This window comes from Achromobacter sp. 01N37 (assembly GCF_056399725.1).
In genome coordinates this window covers 75385-96221 of sequence record NZ_JBFTRX010000002.1, presented here as the reverse complement: position 1 = coordinate 96221, position 20837 = coordinate 75385, and the positions used below count along the sequence as shown (strand labels likewise).

19 protein-coding genes are annotated in these 20837 nt (G+C 64.1%); 12 read left to right on the top strand and 7 right to left on the bottom strand.

Annotated features, from left to right (window positions below):
• The first annotated feature begins 83 nt into the window (after positions 1–83).
• The 3 genes from AC1DSJ_RS03600 to AC1DSJ_RS03590 all read left to right on the top strand — a co-directional run bounded on the left by AC1DSJ_RS03600 (position 84) and on the right by AC1DSJ_RS03590 (position 2783).
• Positions 84–1340 carry a hypothetical protein gene (locus AC1DSJ_RS03600; protein ID WP_441371745.1) on the top strand — a complete coding sequence of 419 codons (1257 nt, stop codon included), beginning with the start codon at positions 84–86 and terminating at the stop codon, positions 1338–1340.
• 128 nt (positions 1341–1468) lie between these two features.
• Positions 1469–1696 (top strand): hypothetical protein, encoded by a 228-nt coding sequence (locus AC1DSJ_RS03595; RefSeq protein WP_342066650.1) that lies wholly within the window; start codon positions 1469–1471, stop codon positions 1694–1696.
• Between the two features lies 1 nt (position 1697).
• Positions 1698–2783 carry a calcium:cation antiporter gene (locus tag AC1DSJ_RS03590; protein WP_441371744.1) on the top strand — a complete coding sequence of 362 codons (1086 nt, stop codon included), beginning with the start codon at positions 1698–1700 and terminating at the stop codon, positions 2781–2783.
• A gap of 16 nt (positions 2784–2799) precedes the next feature.
• Here the strand turns inward: AC1DSJ_RS03590 and AC1DSJ_RS03585 are convergent, their stop codons facing one another.
• The 6 genes from AC1DSJ_RS03585 to AC1DSJ_RS03560 form a co-directional block, all read right to left on the bottom strand.
• On the bottom strand, positions 2800–3672 hold the full coding sequence (locus AC1DSJ_RS03585) for a symmetrical bis(5'-nucleosyl)-tetraphosphatase (RefSeq protein ID WP_441371743.1): 873 nt from the start codon (positions 3670–3672) through the stop codon (positions 2800–2802).
• Positions 3673–3761: 89 nt separating this feature from the next.
• Complete coding sequence (locus AC1DSJ_RS03580; protein ID WP_441371742.1) at positions 3762–6515, bottom strand: decarboxylase; 2754 nt, start codon at positions 6513–6515, stop codon at positions 3762–3764.
• 9 nt (positions 6516–6524) lie between these two features.
• Positions 6525–8213: an aspartate-alanine antiporter gene (aspT, locus tag AC1DSJ_RS03575; RefSeq protein WP_441371741.1), complete on the bottom strand. Its 1689-nt coding sequence runs from the start codon at positions 8211–8213 to the stop codon at positions 6525–6527.
• A 77-nt stretch (positions 8214–8290) separates the two neighbouring features.
• On the bottom strand, positions 8291–9706 hold the full coding sequence (locus tag AC1DSJ_RS03570) for a TolC family protein (RefSeq protein ID WP_175171106.1): 1416 nt from the start codon (positions 9704–9706) through the stop codon (positions 8291–8293).
• Positions 9707–9716: 10 nt separating this feature from the next.
• Positions 9717–10859, bottom strand: coding sequence for an HlyD family secretion protein (locus AC1DSJ_RS03565; protein ID WP_441371740.1), 1143 nt, complete (start codon positions 10857–10859; stop codon positions 9717–9719).
• An 18-nt stretch (positions 10860–10877) separates the two neighbouring features.
• Positions 10878–11261, bottom strand: a complete 384-nt coding sequence (locus AC1DSJ_RS03560; RefSeq protein ID WP_054427168.1) for a DUF3302 domain-containing protein — start codon at positions 11259–11261, stop codon at positions 10878–10880.
• A 108-nt stretch (positions 11262–11369) separates the two neighbouring features.
• Here AC1DSJ_RS03560 and AC1DSJ_RS03555 point away from each other — a divergent pair, with 108 nt between their 5' ends.
• Positions 11370–12296 (top strand): AraC family transcriptional regulator, encoded by a 927-nt coding sequence (locus AC1DSJ_RS03555; RefSeq protein WP_441371739.1) that lies wholly within the window; start codon positions 11370–11372, stop codon positions 12294–12296.
• A gap of 117 nt (positions 12297–12413) precedes the next feature.
• On the top strand, positions 12414–13229 hold the full coding sequence (gene ppk2 / locus AC1DSJ_RS03550) for a polyphosphate kinase 2 (protein WP_441371738.1): 816 nt from the start codon (positions 12414–12416) through the stop codon (positions 13227–13229).
• Positions 13230–13312: 83 nt separating this feature from the next.
• Here the strand turns inward: ppk2 and AC1DSJ_RS03545 are convergent, their stop codons facing one another.
• The gene (locus AC1DSJ_RS03545; protein WP_420840144.1) at positions 13313–14068 is read right to left on the bottom strand and encodes an IclR family transcriptional regulator; all 756 of its coding nucleotides are present in this window, start codon (positions 14066–14068) and stop codon (positions 13313–13315) included.
• 82 nt (positions 14069–14150) lie between these two features.
• Between AC1DSJ_RS03545 and AC1DSJ_RS03540 the strand changes: the two genes are divergently transcribed.
• From AC1DSJ_RS03540 to AC1DSJ_RS03510, 7 genes are all read left to right on the top strand, one after another.
• Entirely contained in the window at positions 14151–15119 is a 969-nt protein-coding gene (locus tag AC1DSJ_RS03540) for a Bug family tripartite tricarboxylate transporter substrate binding protein (protein WP_175171104.1), read from the top strand.
• Between the two features lie 6 nt (positions 15120–15125).
• Positions 15126–15995, top strand: coding sequence for an amidohydrolase family protein (locus tag AC1DSJ_RS03535; RefSeq protein WP_441371737.1), 870 nt, complete (start codon positions 15126–15128; stop codon positions 15993–15995).
• Positions 15996–16023: 28 nt separating this feature from the next.
• Positions 16024–17025 carry a Bug family tripartite tricarboxylate transporter substrate binding protein gene (locus tag AC1DSJ_RS03530; protein WP_441371736.1) on the top strand — a complete coding sequence of 334 codons (1002 nt, stop codon included), beginning with the start codon at positions 16024–16026 and terminating at the stop codon, positions 17023–17025.
• 39 nt (positions 17026–17064) lie between these two features.
• Complete coding sequence (locus AC1DSJ_RS03525; protein WP_441371735.1) at positions 17065–17748, top strand: RraA family protein; 684 nt, start codon at positions 17065–17067, stop codon at positions 17746–17748.
• Complete coding sequence (locus tag AC1DSJ_RS03520; RefSeq protein ID WP_441371734.1) at positions 17745–18692, top strand: NAD(P)-dependent oxidoreductase; 948 nt, start codon at positions 17745–17747, stop codon at positions 18690–18692. The genes AC1DSJ_RS03525 and AC1DSJ_RS03520 overlap by 4 nt, the downstream gene beginning before the upstream one ends.
• Before the next feature lie 10 nt (positions 18693–18702).
• Positions 18703–19773, top strand: a complete 1071-nt coding sequence (locus tag AC1DSJ_RS03515; protein WP_441371733.1) for a cyclase family protein — start codon at positions 18703–18705, stop codon at positions 19771–19773.
• A gap of 120 nt (positions 19774–19893) precedes the next feature.
• Positions 19894–20832 carry a Bug family tripartite tricarboxylate transporter substrate binding protein gene (locus tag AC1DSJ_RS03510; RefSeq protein WP_441371826.1) on the top strand — a complete coding sequence of 313 codons (939 nt, stop codon included), beginning with the start codon at positions 19894–19896 and terminating at the stop codon, positions 20830–20832.
• The last annotated feature ends 5 nt before the right edge of the window (positions 20833–20837 follow it).

Sequence of the window (20837 nt, the reverse complement as noted above, 5' to 3'; positions counted from 1 at the left end):
CCGCGAACAAATCGTAGGAAACCCCATATCCAAACTGGTTAATAATGCCTGTCCTCGCAACGAAGACAGGGAGACCCTGCAAGATGAGTCTGAACACACCCAGCCTATGGCATCGACTGCGGCGTCCGGTCGCCGCAATGATCTTGGGCTTGCTGCCCTTCTGGTTATTCTTGGGAACGTCCCAGACGACCACCGTGAATGGCAAGCTGGTGCAGGACTCCAGCTTCAATGTGCTGGGCTTGATTCTGGCCATTGCGGGGCTTGTCATGGCCGTAAAGATGCTGAAGCAGGATGGCGCTTACGGTGAAGCGCCGCGCTGGTGGCCACGCACCATGCTGGCGGTGTTGGCGGGCCTGCTCTGCGTCTTTCAGATCGGGCAAACCGCAGGGTTCTATCACGTCAATGTCGGCCAATCGATCGCACAGTGGCAGGCCAAGCTTCTTGGCCCCTCTGAACCGCGCGCGCAGGCGCTGGCGGCTGAACTCGATAAAGCGATACACGCCCGCACCCAGCAGCGTGCGGCAAGCGTGGACCAAGTCCTGCTGCGCGATGACATCGCCACGTCGCTCGCACGCATCCACGCTAACGGCACGCTCTTCAACCTGTATGCCGAGGCGTGCAACAACCCTGGCAAACGCTTCGTGCTGGACACAGCCCCCGCGCTGCTGACCGACGACGACAAGACCTATATCAACAAGGCCCAGCAGCTGGCCGCGCGCAACGCGACGGAGCGCTTTGATTGCGATAGCCCGCAGGTGCGCGACTTCATGTCGAACTGGCTGGCCGACGACGTGCTGCGCGACCGCGCCAATCTGGCCCTGCAAACCGCCGCCTACCGCGAACGTTTCGGCGACAAGCCCGCGCCGGCAGGCAAGGATGCGCTGGTCACCAACGGCTTGGGGATATGGCTGGGCGATACGATCCGCCAGGTGCAGACGGCGCTTGGCACCCAGAGCGAGCCGGTGGCCGCGGCCAGTTCGGGCTATTACCGACTTGATCTTCCCGAGCGCGGCATCGAACTGCTGTTCAGCCCGGTTGGCCAAGTGGCATCGATTACCGTGCGTGCACCATTCAAGGGCAGCATCGTGGGCCTGAAGATCGGTGATAGCCGCCGCACGGTCAACCGTTTGCTGGGCGATGGGTGGATTGACGTCCGGCTGCCCTACGACAACGCCGCCGCTGGCTACGACATCCAGTTGCGCAAGCAGACGCCGGGCACGCAAGCGCAATGGCTCGACCGGCGCGCCGGTAACGACGTGGCGGTGGTGCAGCTGTCAGGCGCAAACTATGCCAGCACCATCGACGAGATCCGGCTGATCACGCCCCGCCGGCCGGGGTAGCGCCGGGCACATTCCAGACCAGGGAACGGGGCCGATGCGCCCCCGGTTCCCATGCTGCAACGCGTATTGACCTCTCCTTGTATGCGTGACCCAATAAACGCGACAACCCAAATCGTATGGAGGCGGTCATGATGAATGCGCAAACCAAACGGGTCATGGAAGTCGTGGCGGCCGCAGAGGACGGGACGACTTACCGCATCAACCGGTACTGCCGCTCCGAACCCGACCAGCCGGCAGACCCCCACTACTTTTGCTGCCTTCAGGATGGGCAGTTGGTGTCATGGCGCGGGGATGGCAACTACGAGTTGCCCGACGGCACCATCGTGACGACGGTGGCCACACGCCTTTGCGGATAGGGTGCGAACCATCCTGCATGCCGAAAAATTCCTGCTGCTGGCCTGTGTGGTGGCGGTGGCGGGGTACGCGTTCGACGCGGGATCGGGCGGCCACGGCCAGCTGGTCAGCCTGTTGGAAACAGCTGTCCTCATCACAGCGATCCTCGGCGCCTCGTTAAGCGTGGCGCGCCACGCCGAGCGCATCGCGCAAAAGCTGGGCGACCCTTACGGCAGCATGATCCTCACCCTGTCGGCGGTTTTGGTGGAGGTGGTTGTGCTGGGGATCATCTCGGCCAAAAGCGGATCACCCACGCTGGTGCGCGACAGCATCTATTCAGCCGTCATGCTCGACATCAACGGCATTCTTGGCGTGGCCGCCCTGCTGGGCGGCTTCAAGCACGGCGAACAGTCCTACAACGATGATTCCGCGCGCACCTACAGCGTGATGATCCTGACGGCCGTGACGGTGTCGATGATCATTCCCGAGTTCGTTCCTCAACCCAGCTGGCGGGCTTACAGCGGCTTCACGATTGTGGTCATGCTGTTGTTCTATGGCGTGTTCCTGCGCATGCAAACGGGGCCTCACAGCTATTTTTTCAGCTACAGCTATCCGGACAAGAAGACACGCCAGCCCTTGCCGCCCGGTGGCTACCCAAGCCGCAGGCAATCCATCGCCGTCATGGCTACCGGCATCATTGCCGTGGGGTTCCTGGCAGAGCTGCTGTCGCATTCGTTGGATGGCAGCCTGACGGGCGCCAACGTCCCACCCGGGCTGGTGGCGTTTATCGTGGCAGGGATTTCGGCCGCTCCGGAAATGTTGACGGCCTTGCGGGCCGCGTTGGCCAATCGCATGCAATCGGTGGTGAATATTGCGCTGGGCGCGTCCTTGTCCACCGTCATTCTTACCGTGCCCGCCATGGAGGCGATGGCGTTGATCTCAGGGCAACGTATCGTGATGGCCATGACGCCGTTGCAAACCTTGATGATGCTGGTGACGTTATTGGTAGCGGCGATCAACCTGAACGACGGGCAGACCAATGCCATTGAAGGCATGACGCACTTCGTCCTGTTCGGGGCGTTTCTGATGTTGCTGGCCTTGGGCCTGTAGGCTCGCCGCTGGCGATTCAACGGCGTCCCGGCCGACTTGAAGCAGCTGTTCTGTCGCCGAGCCTCAAGGCGGTCAACACCCCTCCCGTCACGCAGGCGGTGTCCACGCACATAACGTCTGTCCTCACCAGCAGCCCCAGCGTGGCCCAATGGCCAAACAGGATGGGCGTGTCAACGGCCAGCCTGCCCGGCACGTCAAACCAGGGCATCGTCCCGCGTGGCCAGCCCCCTGGGGCAGATTTCGCCCCGGGCGCGAGTTCCCCTTTGCGCGTGCACAGCCGCATGCGGGTGAAGGCGCTGGCGATGAAGCGTATGCGCCTGTCATCCTGCAATTTTGCGTTCCAGCCCAACACCGCCGGGCCGCAGAACATGTGCATGTGATCGCGCCATTGCGCGTCTTGCAGCCGGTCTTCCACTTCGCGCGCCAGCGCCATGGCGGTATCCACATCCCACTGCGGAAGAATGCCGGCATGCGTCAGGACGTGGCCCGCCCCTTCATGCATCAAGGGACAGCGCCGCAGCCAGTCCAGCAGCTCGGGTGCATCAGGGGCGTTGAACAGATCATTCAGGGTGTCGCCCTTGCCCGGGCGGATGCATCCGGCGGCGATCGCCAAGGCTCGGATGTCGTGATTGCCCAGCACGACGGTGGCGCGCTCGCCCAGCGCCATGACGCGGCGCAACGTCTTGGCGGACTCGGGCCCGCGATTGACCAGGTCGCCCACGAACCAGAGCTGGCTCGTGGGGTCGTCTGCAATTTCCGGGCGTGCCAGCAGTGCGTCAAGCTCGGCGCAGCATCCATGCACATCGCCGATCACCCAGACCGATGGCGAAGCGCCCACGATACTGCCGCCGTTGCGGTTGACGGCTGGCTGCTCCACGGTGTGCGGCATGGCCTTCCCCATCGGGTTGACGATCACTCGCACCGATCAGCAAACGCCGTTCCCGGCGCGCCGCTTTCCGCTTTCCCTGATATCCCTAGCTAGGGCGAGGTTCGCTTTCCGATGGCGGATGGCAGAATCAGCTTGATCCCGCGCGCCGCCTGATAGCCGTGGATTTCCTTCACATCCAGCTTGCGCATGAATTCGATGGTGCCGGCATCAATGATCTGGCCAGGCACCATGATGGGAAAGCCGGGCGGATACGGGATCACAAAGTTTGCCGATACCAGTTCCGGGCCATTCGCCAGGCGTTCGTCCAGCTTGGGGCTGGTCAAGGGCAGGTACTCGCACTCGTCCTCGTTGTAGGCCGCGAAGAAGGCGGTGCGCATATTGCCTTCCGACGTGGTGCTGGCGGGATTGTCGCGGTAGCCATCGTGAAAGCTGCTGAAGTTGGGCAGGCTGGGCACGTCTTCCATCAAGCTCTTGACCTTGGCGGCGAACGCCATTCGCCCTTCCTCCCCTTCGGACTTGAGCCGGGCCTCAATATCTTGGGAGATCTCCAACAGCACCTTGATCAACGCGGCCACATCGCTGCGCGTGTTGTTGATATTGCTTTGCAACAGCGCGCTATTGCGCGAGGTCTTGTTCAGCTGGATGTTGTACTTGGAGGCCAGCAGGTTCTTGAAGGTGGTGCCGTCGAATCCCGCCGTACCGCACACCAGCGTCAACCGGGTGGGGTCCAGGCAGAACTCGTCGTCCTTCAGCGCCTTCACCGCGGTCAGCCAGGTCATGCCCGGCTGCATGTAGTCAGAAAAGCCCGAGCCGCGATACGCCTCCGGGATCATCTTGTCGGCTCCCAGCACGCTGAAGTACTTCGAGATCAGCGGATGCTTGGCCACTTCGCGGCGTATGGCCAACGCGACTTCAATCGCGCGCATGACCAGCTCGTAGCCTTCGAGCTCCATCTGGCGCCGAGCGACATCCAGCGAAGCAATGATCTGCGCGTTCGGCGAGGTCGATGCGTGAACGAAGACGGCTTCGTGAAACGCCGAGATGTGATGGTCGTAGTCTTCATCGCGCACAGCCACAATCGACCCTTGCCGCAGGCTCGACATGGACTTGTGAACGGAGTCCGTTTCATAGACACGGATGCGCATGGTTTGCGGGTTCGGCACCAATTGCCGTTCCATCACGCGCGGGTCTTTCGGGTCCAGGTCTTCGCCCAGTTCCTGGACCTGGGCGTTCCATTCCTCCATGGCGGCTGGGTCGTCACGCCATTGCTCAAGCGCGGCGGCCGCGCCCATGGCCGTTCTGGGACGCAGGAACGGTGACCACCGGGCAAAGCCGAACCAGGCTTCGTCCCAAAGAAAAATCAGGTCTGGCTTGATGGCCAGGCATTCCGCCATCACGCGGCGCGTGTTGTAGATATGGCCATCGAACGTGCAGTTGGTCAGCGTGATCATCGACACCGTGTCGAGCCGCCCTTCCGCTTTCAGGTCCAATAACGCCCGCTTGATGGTGGCCAGCGGCACCGCGCCGTACATCGAATATTCCGTCATCGGAAACGCTTCAACGTAGAGCGGCTGCGCGCCGGACAGCACCATGCCGTAGTGGTGAGACTTATGGCAGTTGCGGTCGACGATGACGATGTCGCCCGGCTTGGTCACGGCCTGGTAGACCATCTTGTTCGAGGTGGACGTGCCGTTGGTCACGAAAAAAACGTGGTCCGCACCGACTGCGCGCGCGAACTTTTCTTGCGCAAGCTTGATGTTGCCCGTGGGCTCCAGCATGCTGTCCAGCCCGCCTGTCGTGGCCGACGTTTCCGCCAGGAACAGATTCAAGCCATAGAACTCGCCGAAGTCGCGTATCCAGTTCGACTTGATGATGGACTTGCCGCGCGCAATCGGCAGCGCGTGAAACGTGCTGATCGGCCGCGAGGCATAGAGCTTGAGATTGTCGAAGTGCGGGGTCGACTGCCGGTCGCGCACGCCTTCCAGGATGTTGAGGTGGACCTCCATGGGTTCTTCGGCTTCATAGAACACGCGGCGGATCGCTGACGCTGCCGGGTCGCCCGCCAGCTGCTCGACGTTGCGGTCGGTCAGCAGATAGACATCCAGTTCCGGCCGGATGTTGGCGATGAAACGGGCCAGCTTGAGGCCCGCCTCTTGGGTCTCGCCGGCAGAGGGTTCCATGTGCTGATACACCGTCAGGAAGTCGCGCAGCACCGGGGTGTCGTGCTTGGAGCCAAAGGGCACGCCGTCATAGATGACAACCGCCTCGATCTTGCCGTTAAGAATGGTCGCCAGTACCGCGTCTTCGAAGGTGCCGACCAGCACGGGTTCGTAGACCAGGCCATCTTCGGCCCGGCGCAGTTGCCGGATCTCTTGGCAAATGGCCGCCGAACGTGCAGGAGACATCGCGTTCACGAACAGGGTTTCGAAATACGGCCGCCGCTGTGCGCCCGCGCCCAAGCCGGGCGGCAGGCGGTCGGGGACATCGGTAGAGGTCTCGTCAGCCACTTCCCATTCGCTGTTGTCGTAACGGTAGCTGCCAGAGAGCAAGGCGCCGCTCATGCGAAGCACCAGGCGCGCCACGCCTATTGCATCGCCTTCGGCAAGGCGGTCGTCCAGCGCGTGCAGCAAGTGCGCGCCGGGATAAGCGAAGTAGCTTTCCAGCGCGCGCAATTCCGCCAACGCCTGCCGCACGGCCTCGCCGCCCGAATGGCGCTTGCCGCTTCGTTCTGCGGCGGCCCAGGCCTGCGCCTTGGCATTCATGTCGCGCCACCGGTCAGACCGGGCGGCGGAATTCGAAAACAGATGGTCCAGGTGCTGCGGAGTATTTGTGTCACGGGTCATGGTGCTCTCCTAAGCAAGAATCAAGATGATGACCATGCCCCATATGGTCAGCAGGGTGTTGCCGACGGCATACGTGACGGTGTATCCCAAGCCCGGCACCTGGCTCTTGGCGGCTTCGCACACCATGCCTAGCGCCGCGGTCGTGGTGCGAGACCCTGCGCAAATCCCGAGGATCAGCGCCGGATGGAACTTGAAAACGTATTTGGCAAGGAACATGCCCAGGACCAGCGGGACGGCGGTGGCGAAAATGCCCCACAGGAACAGGCTGATCCCCAGCTTCTGCAAACCGGCCACAAAGCCGGGCCCGGCTGAAATGCCCACCACGGCAATAAAGACATTCAGGCCCACGGAATTCATGAACCAGAGCGTGGGTTCAGGGATGCGGCCGAAGGTGGGCCGAATCGCGCGGAACCAGCCGAACACAATGCCGGCGATCAACGCGCCGCCTGCCGTTGAGATCGTGATCGGGATGCCCCTGACATTGATCACCACCGCGCCGATCAGCGCACCGACTGTGATGGCCAGCGACATGAACGCCACATCGGTTACGGTGGTGGGCCGGTCCACATACCCGATTTCCTTGGCGGTGGTGTTGATGTCCTGCGTGCGCCCCACCACCGTGATGACGTCGCCACGGAACAGCTGCGTCTTCGGCAACACGGGGATCACAGTCTCGGTCGGGCCACGGCGTATGCGCTTCAGAAATACGCCACGCGCACCGGGCCAGCGCGCCAGCTCTTCCAGCCGCTTGCCGTCCACCTTCTTGTTCGAGATATAGATATCCACGCCTTCGGTCTTGATATCCAGCAGCTCGGCGTCTTGCACTTCGCGGCCGCTTGGGCCAAGCCGGGCAATCAGCTGATCGCGCTTGCCGCCGATGGCGACAATGTCTCCGGCCTGGATCAGCGTGGTCCGATCCGCTTCGATGATCTTGCCGTCGCGGCGGATGCGTTCAACAAAGGCCCGCACGCCATCCTGCGTACCCGCTTCGATGTCGCCGACCGCGCGGCCGATAAACGGGCTCTCGGGCGCCACGGAATACGCACGCACCTCGAAGTCATGCCACTGCGTTTCGCCTTCTGCGCCGCTTCCCGCGCCCAGCATCTGCTCGTACTCCTTGCACGCCGCAACCAGGTCAATGCCCAACAGCTTGGGGCCGATCTGCGCCAGAATGATGGCCGACCCCACCGTGCCGAAGATGTACGTCACGGCATAGGCAATAGGCATCGCATCCAGCAGCGCCTGCGCTTCTTCCGGCGACTTGCCCAAGCGGTTGATGGCGTCAGTCGCCAACCCCATCGACGCCGAAATGGTCTGGGACCCGGCAAACAAACCGGCGGCCGAACCCAGGTCATATCCCGCGAGGACAGCGGCAACTGCGGCCGCGCCCAGCGAGAACAGCGCCATGATCGCGGCAAAGATCGCTTGTGGCAGCCCGTCTTTGGCGATGCCGCGCACAAACTGCGGGCCCACGCCATAGCCCACCGCAAACAGGAACATCAGGAAGAAGACCGACTTTACGTTCGGCGAAATCTTCACGCCCAAGATGCCAATGACAATCGCAACCAGCAGCGTTGCCGTCACCGCCCCAAGACTGAATCCCTTGAAGCTCTTTCCTCCGACCCAATAGCCAATCCCGAGCGCCAGGAAGATCGCGATTTCGGGATATGCCTTGAGCGTAGCGACGAACCAATCCATGGTCTTCTCCTTATTCAACTGAATCTAGCCGTTGAAAATTTGGCGGGCCATACCCCATCTGCGGTACGTCTGGCCCGTTACTCTGAAGGGACATCGACAACACTGAACTTTCCGCCCAGCGCCAAATGCAGGTTCACGCGCTGAACCAGCCGTTCGGCGCGCACATGCAACAGGTCACCTTTCACGCGCAACACATCGCGCTTGCGCTGCAAGACATCGAAGGTGTCGAACTGGCCAATCTGACGCTGCACCTCTGCCAGCTCCAGCGCGCGGGTGCTTTCGGAATACTGGCGTTGAATCGCGCGCTCGCGCAGCGCCAGTTGCTGCTCGCCCGTCAATCCGTTTTCCACTTCACCCATGGCCGTGAGGATGGCGCGTGCGTAGGACGCCAGCGCTTCGCGCTGCTGCTCGGTACGCAGTTCCAGCGTGATCTGGCGGCGGCCGGCATCAAACAACGGCCAGATCAACGATGCGCCCACGGGATAGACCCAGCTCTGCATGCTGGTGGCCAGCCCCGAGTAATCTTTCGTGAAACGGCCCGCCCCCGCAAAGATGGAAATCGCGGGCAGGCGCGCGGCCTTGGCTTCTTCGGCGCCGAAGTACGCGGACACCATCCGTTCGCGCGCGGCAATCAGGTCAGGCCTGCGGTCCAGCAAGTCCAAGGGCAGCCCGGGCGCAAGCGGCGGCGGGGTGTCGGGGATGGCTTCGTTCGCTTGCGCGGCCCCTTCTGGGTAGCGGCCCAGCAATAACTCCAGCGCACGCAGCGCCTGCATGCGCGCCTGTTCCCGTTGCGCCACGACATCTGCCGCGGCTTCGCGCTGCTGCGCCCAATAAGCCACGTCCAGTTCGCTGACCTTGCCGATGCGGCGGCGGTATTGCACCAGCTCAAGCTGTTCGCCGGTCGTGCTTTCAAGTTCCTGCGCCAGCGCCAATTGGCCGGTGGCCTCTAACGCAGCAAGCCAACTCTTGGCGGTCAATGCGCCGATGGATTGGCGCGCGTAAGCGTAATCGGCTTCGGTAGACCGGTATCCGGCCTCACCCGCGCGTTTCTCTGCGCGCGCCCTGCCCCATAAATCGATTTCCCAGTTGATCAGGATGGCGTAGCCATTGGCGGAAAATGCGCTGCCGGGCGTGGGGTCTGTCGCCGTGCGCGCCCCGAAGCCAACCGTGGGCAGCAGGTCTGCGCCCGCCAGCCTGGCCTGCTGCGCCGCCTGTTGCACCCGGCTGGCCGCGACACGAAGGTCCAGGTTATTGGCCAGTGCTTCATCAATCAACGCTTGCAAGGTTCCATGTTCGGGAAATCCCGCCCATGCCGGATCAAAGGCCGCCACCCTGGCGCTGGCGACCCAGTGTTCAGGCACTGCCTTGCCTTCCATGGCCTGTTCGGCCATCGCCTGGTTGGTGGGCGCGTCCAGGTTGGCGCAGCCCGCCATCAGCGCGGCCGCGCACATCGCGGTGAGAAGCTGGGGAACGATCATGCGGTTCGGGTGCATGTCGGCGCCGTCAATGAAGCTTCAGAACCAGATAGTCCAGCTTGGACTGCACGCGGAAGATAACTTTGCGCACCATATGCAGCGCGCCCAGACGGTCCGTGTAGATTGCGGCGTTACCGCGGGCGCCCATCGCCAGCGTCATGTCTTGCGGCGTTTCAAGATCAATGCGCACCGCGAACTGCATGGGCGCATCGGCTCGCGCGCCTTCGCTCGTGGTGCCGGGCAGCACGCCCGATGCCTGGAATTGGCCTTGCGACGTGGCCCACACAATGGAATCCACCTTGCCCTTGAAGACGTGGCCGGGCACCGTGCGCAGCGACACTTCGACCTCGTTGCCTTCCTCGACTTTGGTCAGCTGATTCTGATCAAAAAACGCGATCACCTGCTGCGTGGTCTCCACAAACGACATGATGGGGCGTAGCGGTATCGCGGCCGCGTATGACCCCACGCGCGCCTGCAAGTTGATTGCGTAGCCATCAGCGGGGGCATACAGCGTGGTCTGCGCCAGTTCCCACTTCGCCGTGTCCAGCTCGGCCTTGACCTGCGCCACGGCTACTTGGTCCCCGTCGACCACCGCCTCTTGATTCAATTTGATCTTGCGTTCGGTCTCGCGCGCGGCTTCCCAGTTGCCCACGCGCACTTTCAATTCGCTTTGAAAGCTCTGCACGTCGTACTGGCTGCCCGCGCCGCGCGCCGCCAAGGCGGTGCTTTGGCGCAGCCGCATCCGGGCAAGGTCAACTTGCGCCAAGGCCGCTGCCGTCAACGATTGCGCGGCGGCAAGGTCACGGTCCAGCGATTGCCGCGTGGCTTGTGCATCGATGAGCTTGGCCTCCAGCTGCCTGACTTTCAATTGATAGGGTTCCGCATCCAGGCGCAGCAGCACGTCGCCCTTCTTGATCAGCCGGTTGCCTTCCACCGCGATCTCCACCACGCGCCCGGTCACCCGAGGAATGATCTCGACCACGTAATTGACGACGCGCAGCTCGTTGGACGATGGCGTGACCACATTGATGATCAGCACCAGCGCCGCCACGCCGGCGGCCCCGATGGCCACCACGCCAACCTGGGATTTGATGTTCCACGGCAGCCACTTCAGCTTGATGAAGATCAGCCAAATCAACAGCCCATACACCATCAAGATGAGTTCAAGCATGCCGGCGCCCCTATATGGTCAACCCAAGGTTTCCGGACCGGGCCCGTCTTCCTCATGCTTGTCGCGGCCATAGGCGAGCCGGTATCCGACGGGTCTGGTATGCGCCCACAGCCAGGCAAAGGGCCAGAGCATGCCGCCAAACACCAGCGATAACAGGCACAGCGACTTGATGGCCTCGGCTTGAGGGTGATGACGTTTTTCGGCAATCACTTCCGGCAAAACGTGCAGCTTCCAGAAGATCCAGATGGCCAGAATGGGGACAAGAACGAGCACGACCCAGACGAGCACATCCGCGATGGCGTCCTCCAGGTGTCCCGACACCGCGTGTCCCGTCAGGGGAAAGCACAGCAGCGCAACGGTTGCTACGGCCACGAACCGGCGCCGCGATTTGGCAAGAAACATGTAGAGCCCCTTGCAAGAGAACGTGTGCTGCATTTTCGCCAGTGACGGAGTGCTAAGTCCATGCTAATTTCGGCAATATGTCGTCAGCTCTCTTGCGTGGAGGCTTAGATGAAATTGCAGCACTTCGAGTCGTTTGATTCGTACGCGGCCGCTCTCTTCCACGCCGACGTAAGGGTATTCCTGCTGGGTTCCGAAGACGGCGGCTGGCGAACCGGCCATCTGGATGTGGATGGCATCGACGTGCAACGCGGCGTCACCCGGGTGCCAAACCTGTGCGAGGCCGCGGGCTGGGCCACGCACCTGACCTTGCTATTGCCAGAACCCACGCCCGCCCAGGCATGGCTGAATGGCGTCCCCTTTAGTCAGGACTCGATGGGTGTCCTGGCGCCTGGCAAAGGGTTCGTCTTCCGCGCCGCTGGCCCCAATGACTGGGTCAGCATCGCACTGCCACTGGCGTCTGATTTATTGATGGACGACAGCTTCGCGTCGCAGACGCTGCGGCGCTGGGCTAGCGCGGCTGACATGGTGAAAGCAGACCCCCTGCAAGTTGCCGCGCTGCGCGAGGCGGCGCTCCTGTCGATGGCGCCCGCCTGTCCGCCCGCGCTGGGGCGCCGTCTGGTCGAGCAGCGCTTGCGTAATCTGATCGCCAACCGTGTGCCGCACGACAAGAACAAGGGCCGGCCGAGCTTGCGCTTGCCCCAGCTGTGCGAGTTGGCGCTGGCCATCTTTCGCGACCGGCAGCAGGCGGTGCATGTGGATGAATTGCGCAAGGGCCTGAAGATCAGCGAACGCAGCTTGCGCGACGTTTTCCAGGCCTGTTTCGGCATGAGTCCGGGCCATTACTTAGCCTTGAGAAAACTGCATGACGTTTATCTGGCCCTGGCCAACAGCACCAACCAGCAGACCGTTTCCGATTGCTTTTTTCAGCATGGCTATCCGTATTCCACATACGCAGCCGCGCGCTATCACGACCTGTTTCTTGAAACGCCGTCCGAAACCCGGCGCAGGCGGCATCCGCATTCGCATCCCGCCTGACGGTTTTTCGCCGGAATCATCATGGACGCGCGGCGGGCTCGCGCCTCACAATCGCGAAGGACGTGGGAAATACACGAGCAATACGCAAGTAATTCGTGCGACTCAAGGAGGCACATCATGGCCAAGAAAAGAGCAGCGGAAGACAGCGTGAAAGCAGCAAAGCCACTGACGGGCAAGGACTACGAAAAAGAACTCGCCCGCCTGCATATCGAACTGGTCAAACTTCAGCAGTGGGTGGTGCATAGCGGCGCCAAGGTCTGCATTCTGTTTGAAGGCCGCGATGGCGCGGGCAAGGGCGGCACCATCAAGGCGATTACGGAGCGCGTCAGCCCGCGCGTGTTTCGCGTCATTGCCTTGCCCTCACCCACCGATCGCGAGAAGACGCAGATGTATGTGCAGCGTTATCTGCCGCATCTGCCCGCAGCCGGTGAAATCGTGATCTTCGACCGCAGCTGGTACAACCGCGCGGGGGTCGAACGCGTAATGGGCTTTTGCACGAAGGAGCAGGCCAAGGTGTTCCTGAAAGCGGTGCCGCTGGTGGAACGGGCGATCGTTGATTCCGGGATCATCCTGCTGAAGTACTGGCTGGAAGTCAGCGAAGAAGAACAGACCCGCCGGCTTCAAGCGCGCATTCACGACGAGCGCAAGATCTGGAAGCTGTCGAAACTGGACCTGGATTCGTACAGCCACTGGTACGACTATTCACGGGCGCGCGACGACATGTTCGCCGCCAGCGATACCGACCTTGCGCCGTGGTACGTGGCCGACTCCAACAACAAGAAGCGCGTGCGCCTGAACATCATCAGCCACATCCTTCAGAGCGTTCCTTACAAAGCGCTGCCCCACCCCGAAATCAAACTGCCTAAGCGGCAAAAGGCGCAGGGGTATCAAGAGCCGGATCGGCCGATTCGATTCGTTCCGCAGAAGTTCTGAACCTCGCTGAATCACGCTGAAGCGCGCTGAATCGCGCTGAATCGCGCTGACACGTGCTGAACCGCGTGAGTCGCCACGCGCGCTCAAGCGCCCTGCCGCGCGCCCATCATCGAGCGCGACAGCCGGCTGGCCGCGGCAAGAATGGCATCCTTGTGGCCCAACAGCACTTGCTCGGTCAGCCGGGAGATCGGGCCCGAGATGCACATTGCGCCCAGCAAGGTCCAGTTCATGCCATAGACCGGCGCCGAGAGGCTTGAGACCTCGGCGTCGCGCTCGCCCAGCGACATCATGTAGCCGGCCCGCCGCACGGATTCGTAGGGCTCGCCGGCTTCGCCGGAGAAGGCCAGCAGCACGCGGCCCGGGCTGCCCAGCGTGAGCGGCAGCGACGCGCCCACCCGCACGTGATGGCGGATGGACTTGGGCCCTTCGACACGCGCCATGCAGATCCGCTGGTTGCCCTCGCGCACATAGAACGTGGCGCTTTCGCCCGTGGCCGCCGATAGCTCGCGCAGCACCGGCTGCACCACTTCCTGCACGTTGAAGGTGGCCTGATAACAAGCGCCCAGCCAGCCCGCCGCGCGCGCCAGCCGCCAGGTGCCATCGGCACGTTGCGCCAGGTAATCGTCCATGGCGAGCGTGCGCGCCAGCCGCAGCACCGTCGAACGATGGCAGCCGGTGCGCCGGCTCAGTTCCGCCAGCGTCAGGTGCGAGTCTTCAACGCCGAACGCCTCCAGGATGCGCATGGCGCGGCGCACCGCAATAACGCCTTCTTCGCCGTCTTCGCCTGCCTTCGCGGCATCGGGGTTGCCAGTCTCTTCTTCGTTCATGGTACGCAACATGTTTCGCTAGACGAACTTGGATTGTATTGTACGGAACACGATCCGACAATGCGCTTACCAAAACAAAAATCGGAGACAAACCATGAAGGTCGTCGTACGCGCGCTCTCAGGACTCGCCCTCGTCTGCGCAACCGGGCTCAGCCTGGCCCAGGGCTACCCCAACAAACCCATCCGCCTGGTCGTCCCGTTCCCCCCGGGCGGCGGCACCGACGTGCTGGCCCGCGAAGCCGCCGTGAAGGTCGCCAGCAACACCGGCTGGAACATCGTGACCGAGAACCGCCCCGGGTCCGGCGGCAACATCGGCGTGGACACGGTGGCCAAGTCCGACCCCGATGGTTATTCGCTGGTGCTGGGGCAAACCAGCAACCTGGCGATCAACCCCACGCTGTACGCCAAGCTGCCCTATGACCCCGAGAAAGACCTGAGCGCGATTGGGCTCATTGCCGACGCGCCGCTGGTGATCGTGGTGCCGGCGGGTTCGCCGTTGAAGTCGCTGGACGACATGATTGCGGCCGCCAAGGCCAAGCCGGGAATACTGAATTACGCCAGCTCGGGCAACGGCACCGTGTCGCATCTGGCGGCCGTGCAGTTGCAGAACGCAGCCGGCATCCAGCTCACGCACATCCCCTACAAAGGGGCCGCGCAGGCCTCCAATGACCTGATCGGCGGGCAGATCGACATGTACCTGTCGTCCGTTCCCACGCTGATCGGCCACGTGCGCAACGGCAAGATGCGCGCACTGGCGGTCACGTCCGCGCAACGCGTGCCCGATCTGCCCGACGTGCCCACCATCGCCGAACGCGGCTATCCGGGGTTTGAAGCCGTGACCTGGTTCGGCCTGGCCGCCCCCAAGGGCGTGCCGAAAGACATCGTGGACCGCCTGAACGCCGAGTTCAACAAGGCGCTGCAATCCAAGGAGCTGAGCGTGAAGTATCAGGAACAAGGCGCGCGCGTGCTGACGGGCACCCCTGAGGACTTCGCCACACTGATCCGCGACGACCGCGCCCGCTGGGGAAAGATCGTCAAGGACTCGGGCGCCCGCGTCGAGTGACCTTTCATGCGCGCCCCCTACGCCTATTCTGCCGGTGAAGGACGGCCTGCCGCCGCCGCGCCCGCTGGCGCTTGCGACTGCCATGTCCACGTCTACGACGGCCGCTATCCGCCCGCGGCGGGCGCAACGTTGCTGCCGCCGGACGCAAGCATTGCGCAGTACCGCGCGATCCAATCCCGGCTCGGCACGCAGCGCGCGGTGCTGGTCACACCTTCCACCTATGGCGCCGACAACCGCAGCATGCTGGCCGGCCTGGCCGAATTGGGTGAACAGGCGCGCGGCGTCGCCGTCATCGACGGCACGGAGTCCGACGCGCAACTGGAAGCGCTGCATGCGCAGGGCGTGCGTGGCATTCGGCTGAACCTGTCGCTGGGCGTGACGGGGTCGGCGGCGCACATCGCGCCCTTGGCCGCGCGAGTGGCGCCGCTGGGCTGGCACGTGCAGCTGCTAATGCCGCCCGATCAGCTCGCGCAGCTGGGCGAACTGCTGTCGTCGTTACCCACGCCCATCGTGTTCGACCACCTGGCCCGCATCACGCCCGCGCTGGCCGGCCAGCATCCCGCGCATGCGCGGGTGCTGCGCCTGCTTGGCGCCGGGCGCGCCTGGGTGAAGCTGTCTGGCGGGTATCTCGTCAGTGATCAGCGGTCGACCGACGACCCATCGCTGCATGCCTTGGCGCGCACCTACCTCGACGCCAACCCCGACCACGTTATCTGGGGCAGCGACTGGCCGCACGCCACCGCGTCGGCCGGCAAGCAGCCTATGCCCGATGACGCCCGCCAGCTCGACCGGCTGGGCGAATGGGCAAGCAGCCCGGCCGCATTGAATCGCATTCTGGTGAGCAACCCGGCAGCCCTCTACGGCTTTCCGGAATGAAAAAAGACAACATCACGGAGACACCCTCATGCCTACCCTGGCCACCGCAACCCTCACCCGGCGCCGCCTGCTGACCCTTGGCGCAGCACTGGCCGCCACCACGGCTTTCAACGTGCGCGCAGCGCCGGACTGGCCGGCAGGCAAGACCATCACCTGGGTCGTGCCTTATCCGGCGGGCGGCAGCACCGACGTGCTGGGCCGCGCCATCGCGCAGCAACTCGATGCGCTGCTTGCCACCCGCGTGATCGTCGACAACCGGCCGGGCGCAACAGGCACCATCGGCGCCGCACGCGTCGCGCGCGCCGAACCCGACGGTCTGACGCTGCTAGGCACCTCGATCGGCCCGCAAGCCATCGCGCCGCACGTAATGGGCAAGCTCACCTATGACCCGGTCGCGGACTTCGCGCCCGTCATCATGATCGGCACGATCCCGCACCTGTTGGTCGTGGGCGCGGCGCAACCCTTCAAGACGCTGGACGACCTGCTGAAAGCCGCAAAGGCCGCGCCGCAAAGCCTGGCCTATGCCTCTGGCGGCACGGGGACCATCCTGCATATGCAGGGCGAACTGCTACAGCAACGCACCGGGGCGCGATTCCTGCACGTGCCTTACAAGGGCGACACGCCCGCCTTGCAGGACACGCTGGCCGGCCAGGTGCAGTTCGCCTTCATCCCGGCCGCCGCCGCGCTCCCCCATGTGCGCACGGGAGCGCTGCGCGCCTTGGCCGCCACATCGGCCCGCCGCCTGCCCGCCCTGCCCGACGTTCCCACCATGGAAGAAGCCGGCATGCCCGACTTCGTGGTCGAGCAATGGCAAGCCGTGTTCGCCCCGGCCAGCACGCCTGCCGCCGTCATCGAACGGCTGAATACCGATATCGCCAAAGCGCTGCAAAGCCCCGCGTTGATTGCCCTGGCCGAGCAGCTTGGCATCACGCTCGCCGGCGGCTCGCCGCAGGCATTGGACCAGACCCGCAAGGCCGACTTCGACAAGTGGGGCAAGGTCATTCGCGACGCTGGCATCAAGCCGGCCTGACGACGCCCCACCTCCCTTCTGACTCTTTCAGGAACCTTCATGGCAAACCAGGACATCATCAAAGACTTTCCCCGCGTAGACGCCACCATCGTGCGCCGCGCGGCTGAACTGCAACCCGCGATTCTGGCCGACGTGGCTGGCCGCCGCGGCGCGCTCAGCGGCCGCATCCGGCCCTTGCACCCCAGCATGAAAGTCGCGGGCACGGCGCTCACCGTTGAAGTGCGGCCGGGCGACAACCTGATGATTCACGCCGCCATCTCGCTGGCCAAGCCGGGCGATGTGCTGGTCATCGACGGCAAGGGCGATCTGAGCTCGGCGCTGATGGGCACCATCATGATGACCGCCTGCCGCAAGCTGGGCATTGCGGGCGTGGTGATGGATGGCGCGGCACGCGACACCGTCGAAATCATCGAGATGGACTACCCGGTGTTCGCCGCAGGCACCAACCCCAACGGCCCGACCAAGAACGTGCCCGGCCGCATCGGCCACCCCGTGTCGGTGGGCGGCGTGACCGTCAACGCGGGCGACTTCATCATCGGCGACGCCGACGGCGTGGTTGTCGTCGAACGCGAAAAAATTGAAGGCCTGCTTCCCGCCGCCGAAAAGAAAGTGCGCGACGAAGCCGCCCGCATCGCCGCCATCCAGGCGGGCGACACCGAGGCCAAGTGGCTGACGGCAGCGCTGCGCGCGGCGGGTGTGTTGAAGGAAGGGGAATCGCTGTGAACGCTCCCGCTTCTGACAAACCCGCCATCCTCGTCACGGCGGCCGACCTGGCGCCCGAAGCGCTGGCGCTGCTGGGCGACTTCAACGTGGTCTACGCGGGCAAGACGCCGTCTGAAGACGACGTCGTGGCGCTGTGCCGCACGCACAACCCCATTGCCATCATCGTGCGCTACAGCAAGGTCGGCGCGGCCGCGATGGATGCGGCACCGGCGCTACGCGTGATCTCCAAGCATGGCAGCGGCACCGACACCATCGACAAGGCCGCGGCCGCACAACGCGGCATCGACGTGGTTGCCGCCGTGGGCGTGAACGCGGCGGCGGTCGCCGAGCAGGCGCTGGCGCTCTTGATGAGCTGCGCCAAATCCGTGGTGGCGCTGGATGCGCGCATGCGCGGCGGCCACTGGGACAAGTCCACGCACAAGAGCGTGGAACTGGCCGGCAAGACGATTGGCCTGATCGGCCTGGGCGCCATCGGCCAGCGCATGGCGGCGGTGGCGCACGGCATGGACATGCGCGTGATCGGCTTTGATCCTTACGCGCAAAACCTGCCCGCGTATGTTGAGCGTGTGCCGTTGGAGCACATCTGGAAGGACGCCGATGCGATCTCCCTGCACTGCCCGCTGACGGATGACAACCGCGGCATGGTCAATGCCGCCACGCTGGCGCAATGCCGGCCGGGCGTGATTCTCGTCAACACCGCGCGCGGCGGTTTGGTGGACGAAGACGCGCTGCTGGCGGCGGTGCGATCCGGCCAGGTGATGGCGGCGGGCCTGGACAGCTTCGCCACCGAACCGATGGCGGCCGGCCACCCCTTCCAAGAAGAGCCGCGCATCATCCTCAGCCCGCACATTGGCGGCGTCACCAGTGCGGCCTACGTGAACATGGGCATGGCCGCGGCACGCAACATTTTGGCGGTGCTGGCGCGCGATTCCGCGTCCGCCTGAGGAGCCGCCCATGCCGCAACGATGGAAACAAGCGCCGCCGGGAAGCCACTGGGGCGAATTCGGCCCCGACGACCAGCTCGGCCGCATGAATCTGGTCACTCCCGCCAAAGTGCGCGAGGGCATCGCCGAAGCGCGGGAAGGGCTTACGTTTTGCCTGTCGCTCCCATTGGACGTGCCAGGCGGCATGGCGCTCAACCCCCGCCGCTTGCCGCCGCAGCGCTATGCCACGCTGCGCGACGGCAAGAGCTCGGGGGCGCAAGGGTATTGCTGGTCGTACGCATCGGAAGACCCGCAACTGACAGACGTCGTATGCGACGACGTGCTGCTGATGAACACGCAGTACTCAACCCAATGGGACAGCCTGGCGCACATGGGCAGCCTTTTCGATGCCGATGGCGACGGCGAGCCTGAAGCCGTCTTCTACAACGGCTTTCGGGCAGGCCAGGAAATCGTCGCTGCGCACGAAGACCCCGAAGCCTCCGCGGAGTGGGCGCGCTTTCCCGGCCCCCACTCCGGTGCGCTTGGCATCGAACATCTGGCCGAGCACGGCGTGCAAGGCCGGGGGGTGCTGATCGACCTGGAAGCTCATGTAGGCCGCACGCGAACCGCCGTCGGATACGACATGCTGATGCGCATCATGGAGGCCGATGGCATCACGGTGGAACCTGGCGACATGGTGTGCCTGCACACCGGGTTTGGCGACATGCTCATGGCCATGAACCGGCAACCCGATGTGGCGCATTTGCACGCAACCGGCAGCGGGCTCGACGGCCACGACAGCCGTCTGCTGCAATGGATCGACACATCGCGGCTGGCCTGCCTGATTTCCGACAACCCCGCCGTCGAACTGGTGCAGACGGTGAACCTGAGCGCGCCCGCCCCCGCCTTGCGGCGCCCGCGCCTGCCCTTGCACGAACATTGCCTGTTCAAGAACGGCATCCATCTGGGCGAGCTTTGGTGGCTGACGCCGCTTGCGCGCTGGCTGTGCGCCCATCGCCGCCATCGCTTCCTGCTGACCGCGCCGCCACTGCGCCTGCCGGGCGCCGTGGGTTCGCCTGCTACGCCCATCGCCACCGTCTGACCAATCCATTCCCGGCATCCACGCGTTCAACCCGCCATTGCCTGGCGCAGCGTCCGAAACAGGCCGCACGCCCACACGCTAAAGAGGAGACATCCTGTGAATATTTTCCGCCCCCTTACGATGGCGGCCTTGGCCCTTTGCGCCAGCGCCGCCCACGCCGCCTACCCCGAACGCCCCGTACGTGTCGTGGTCGGCTTCTCTCCCGGCGGTCCGACTGATGTGGTCGCCCGCGCGTTCGCGTCTTATGCGTCGCAGGCCACGGGCCAGACATTCGTGGTCGAGAACAAGCCCGGCGCCAACACCATCCTGGCCGCTGAAGCCGTCGCCAAAGCGGCGCCTGACGGCTACACCTTGCTGGTCGGCGCCACCAACCACACCATGATTCCGGCGCTCTACAGCAACCGCGTAAAGTTCGATGCGCTGCAATCGTTCACGCCCGTGTGCGCCGTGGCCGTCAGCCCGACCGTGCTGGTTGTCGGCCCCGCCCTGAAAGTCGACAGCCTTGGCGCATTCCTGGCGAAGGTCCGCGCCGCGCCGAGCCGCATCACCTATGCCACGCCCGGCACGGGCAGCTCGGGGCATTTCGCCACTGCGGAGTTCCTGCGCCTGACCCATACGTCGATGAACCACATCCCTTACAAGGGCGCGGCTCAGGTCATCTCCGACCTGATGGGCGGCCAGATCGACAGCTCGTTTGCGACATTGGGGTCGGTGCTGCCGCAGGTGGCATCCGGCAAATTGACCGCGCTGGCGGTCGCCGCGCCCAAGCGCCTGCCGCAACTGCCGCAAGTGCCCACGTTCGATGAGGCCGGCGTGCAGGGTTACACCGCCGACGCCTGGTATGGCGTGCTGGCGCCGGCCAGCCTGCCGCAAGACGTACGCGCCAAGCTCGAGCAGGTTGCCCGGGATTTCGCCAAGGCGCCCGCCACCGCCAAGAGCCTGGATGCGTTGGGCATGCAACCCCGCGAGACCTGCGGCGATGCGTTCCACGCGCAACTCTCCGGAGAAATCGACACCTATCGCAAGCTGGCCGACGAGCTTGGCCTGAAGGCGGACTAAGCCCA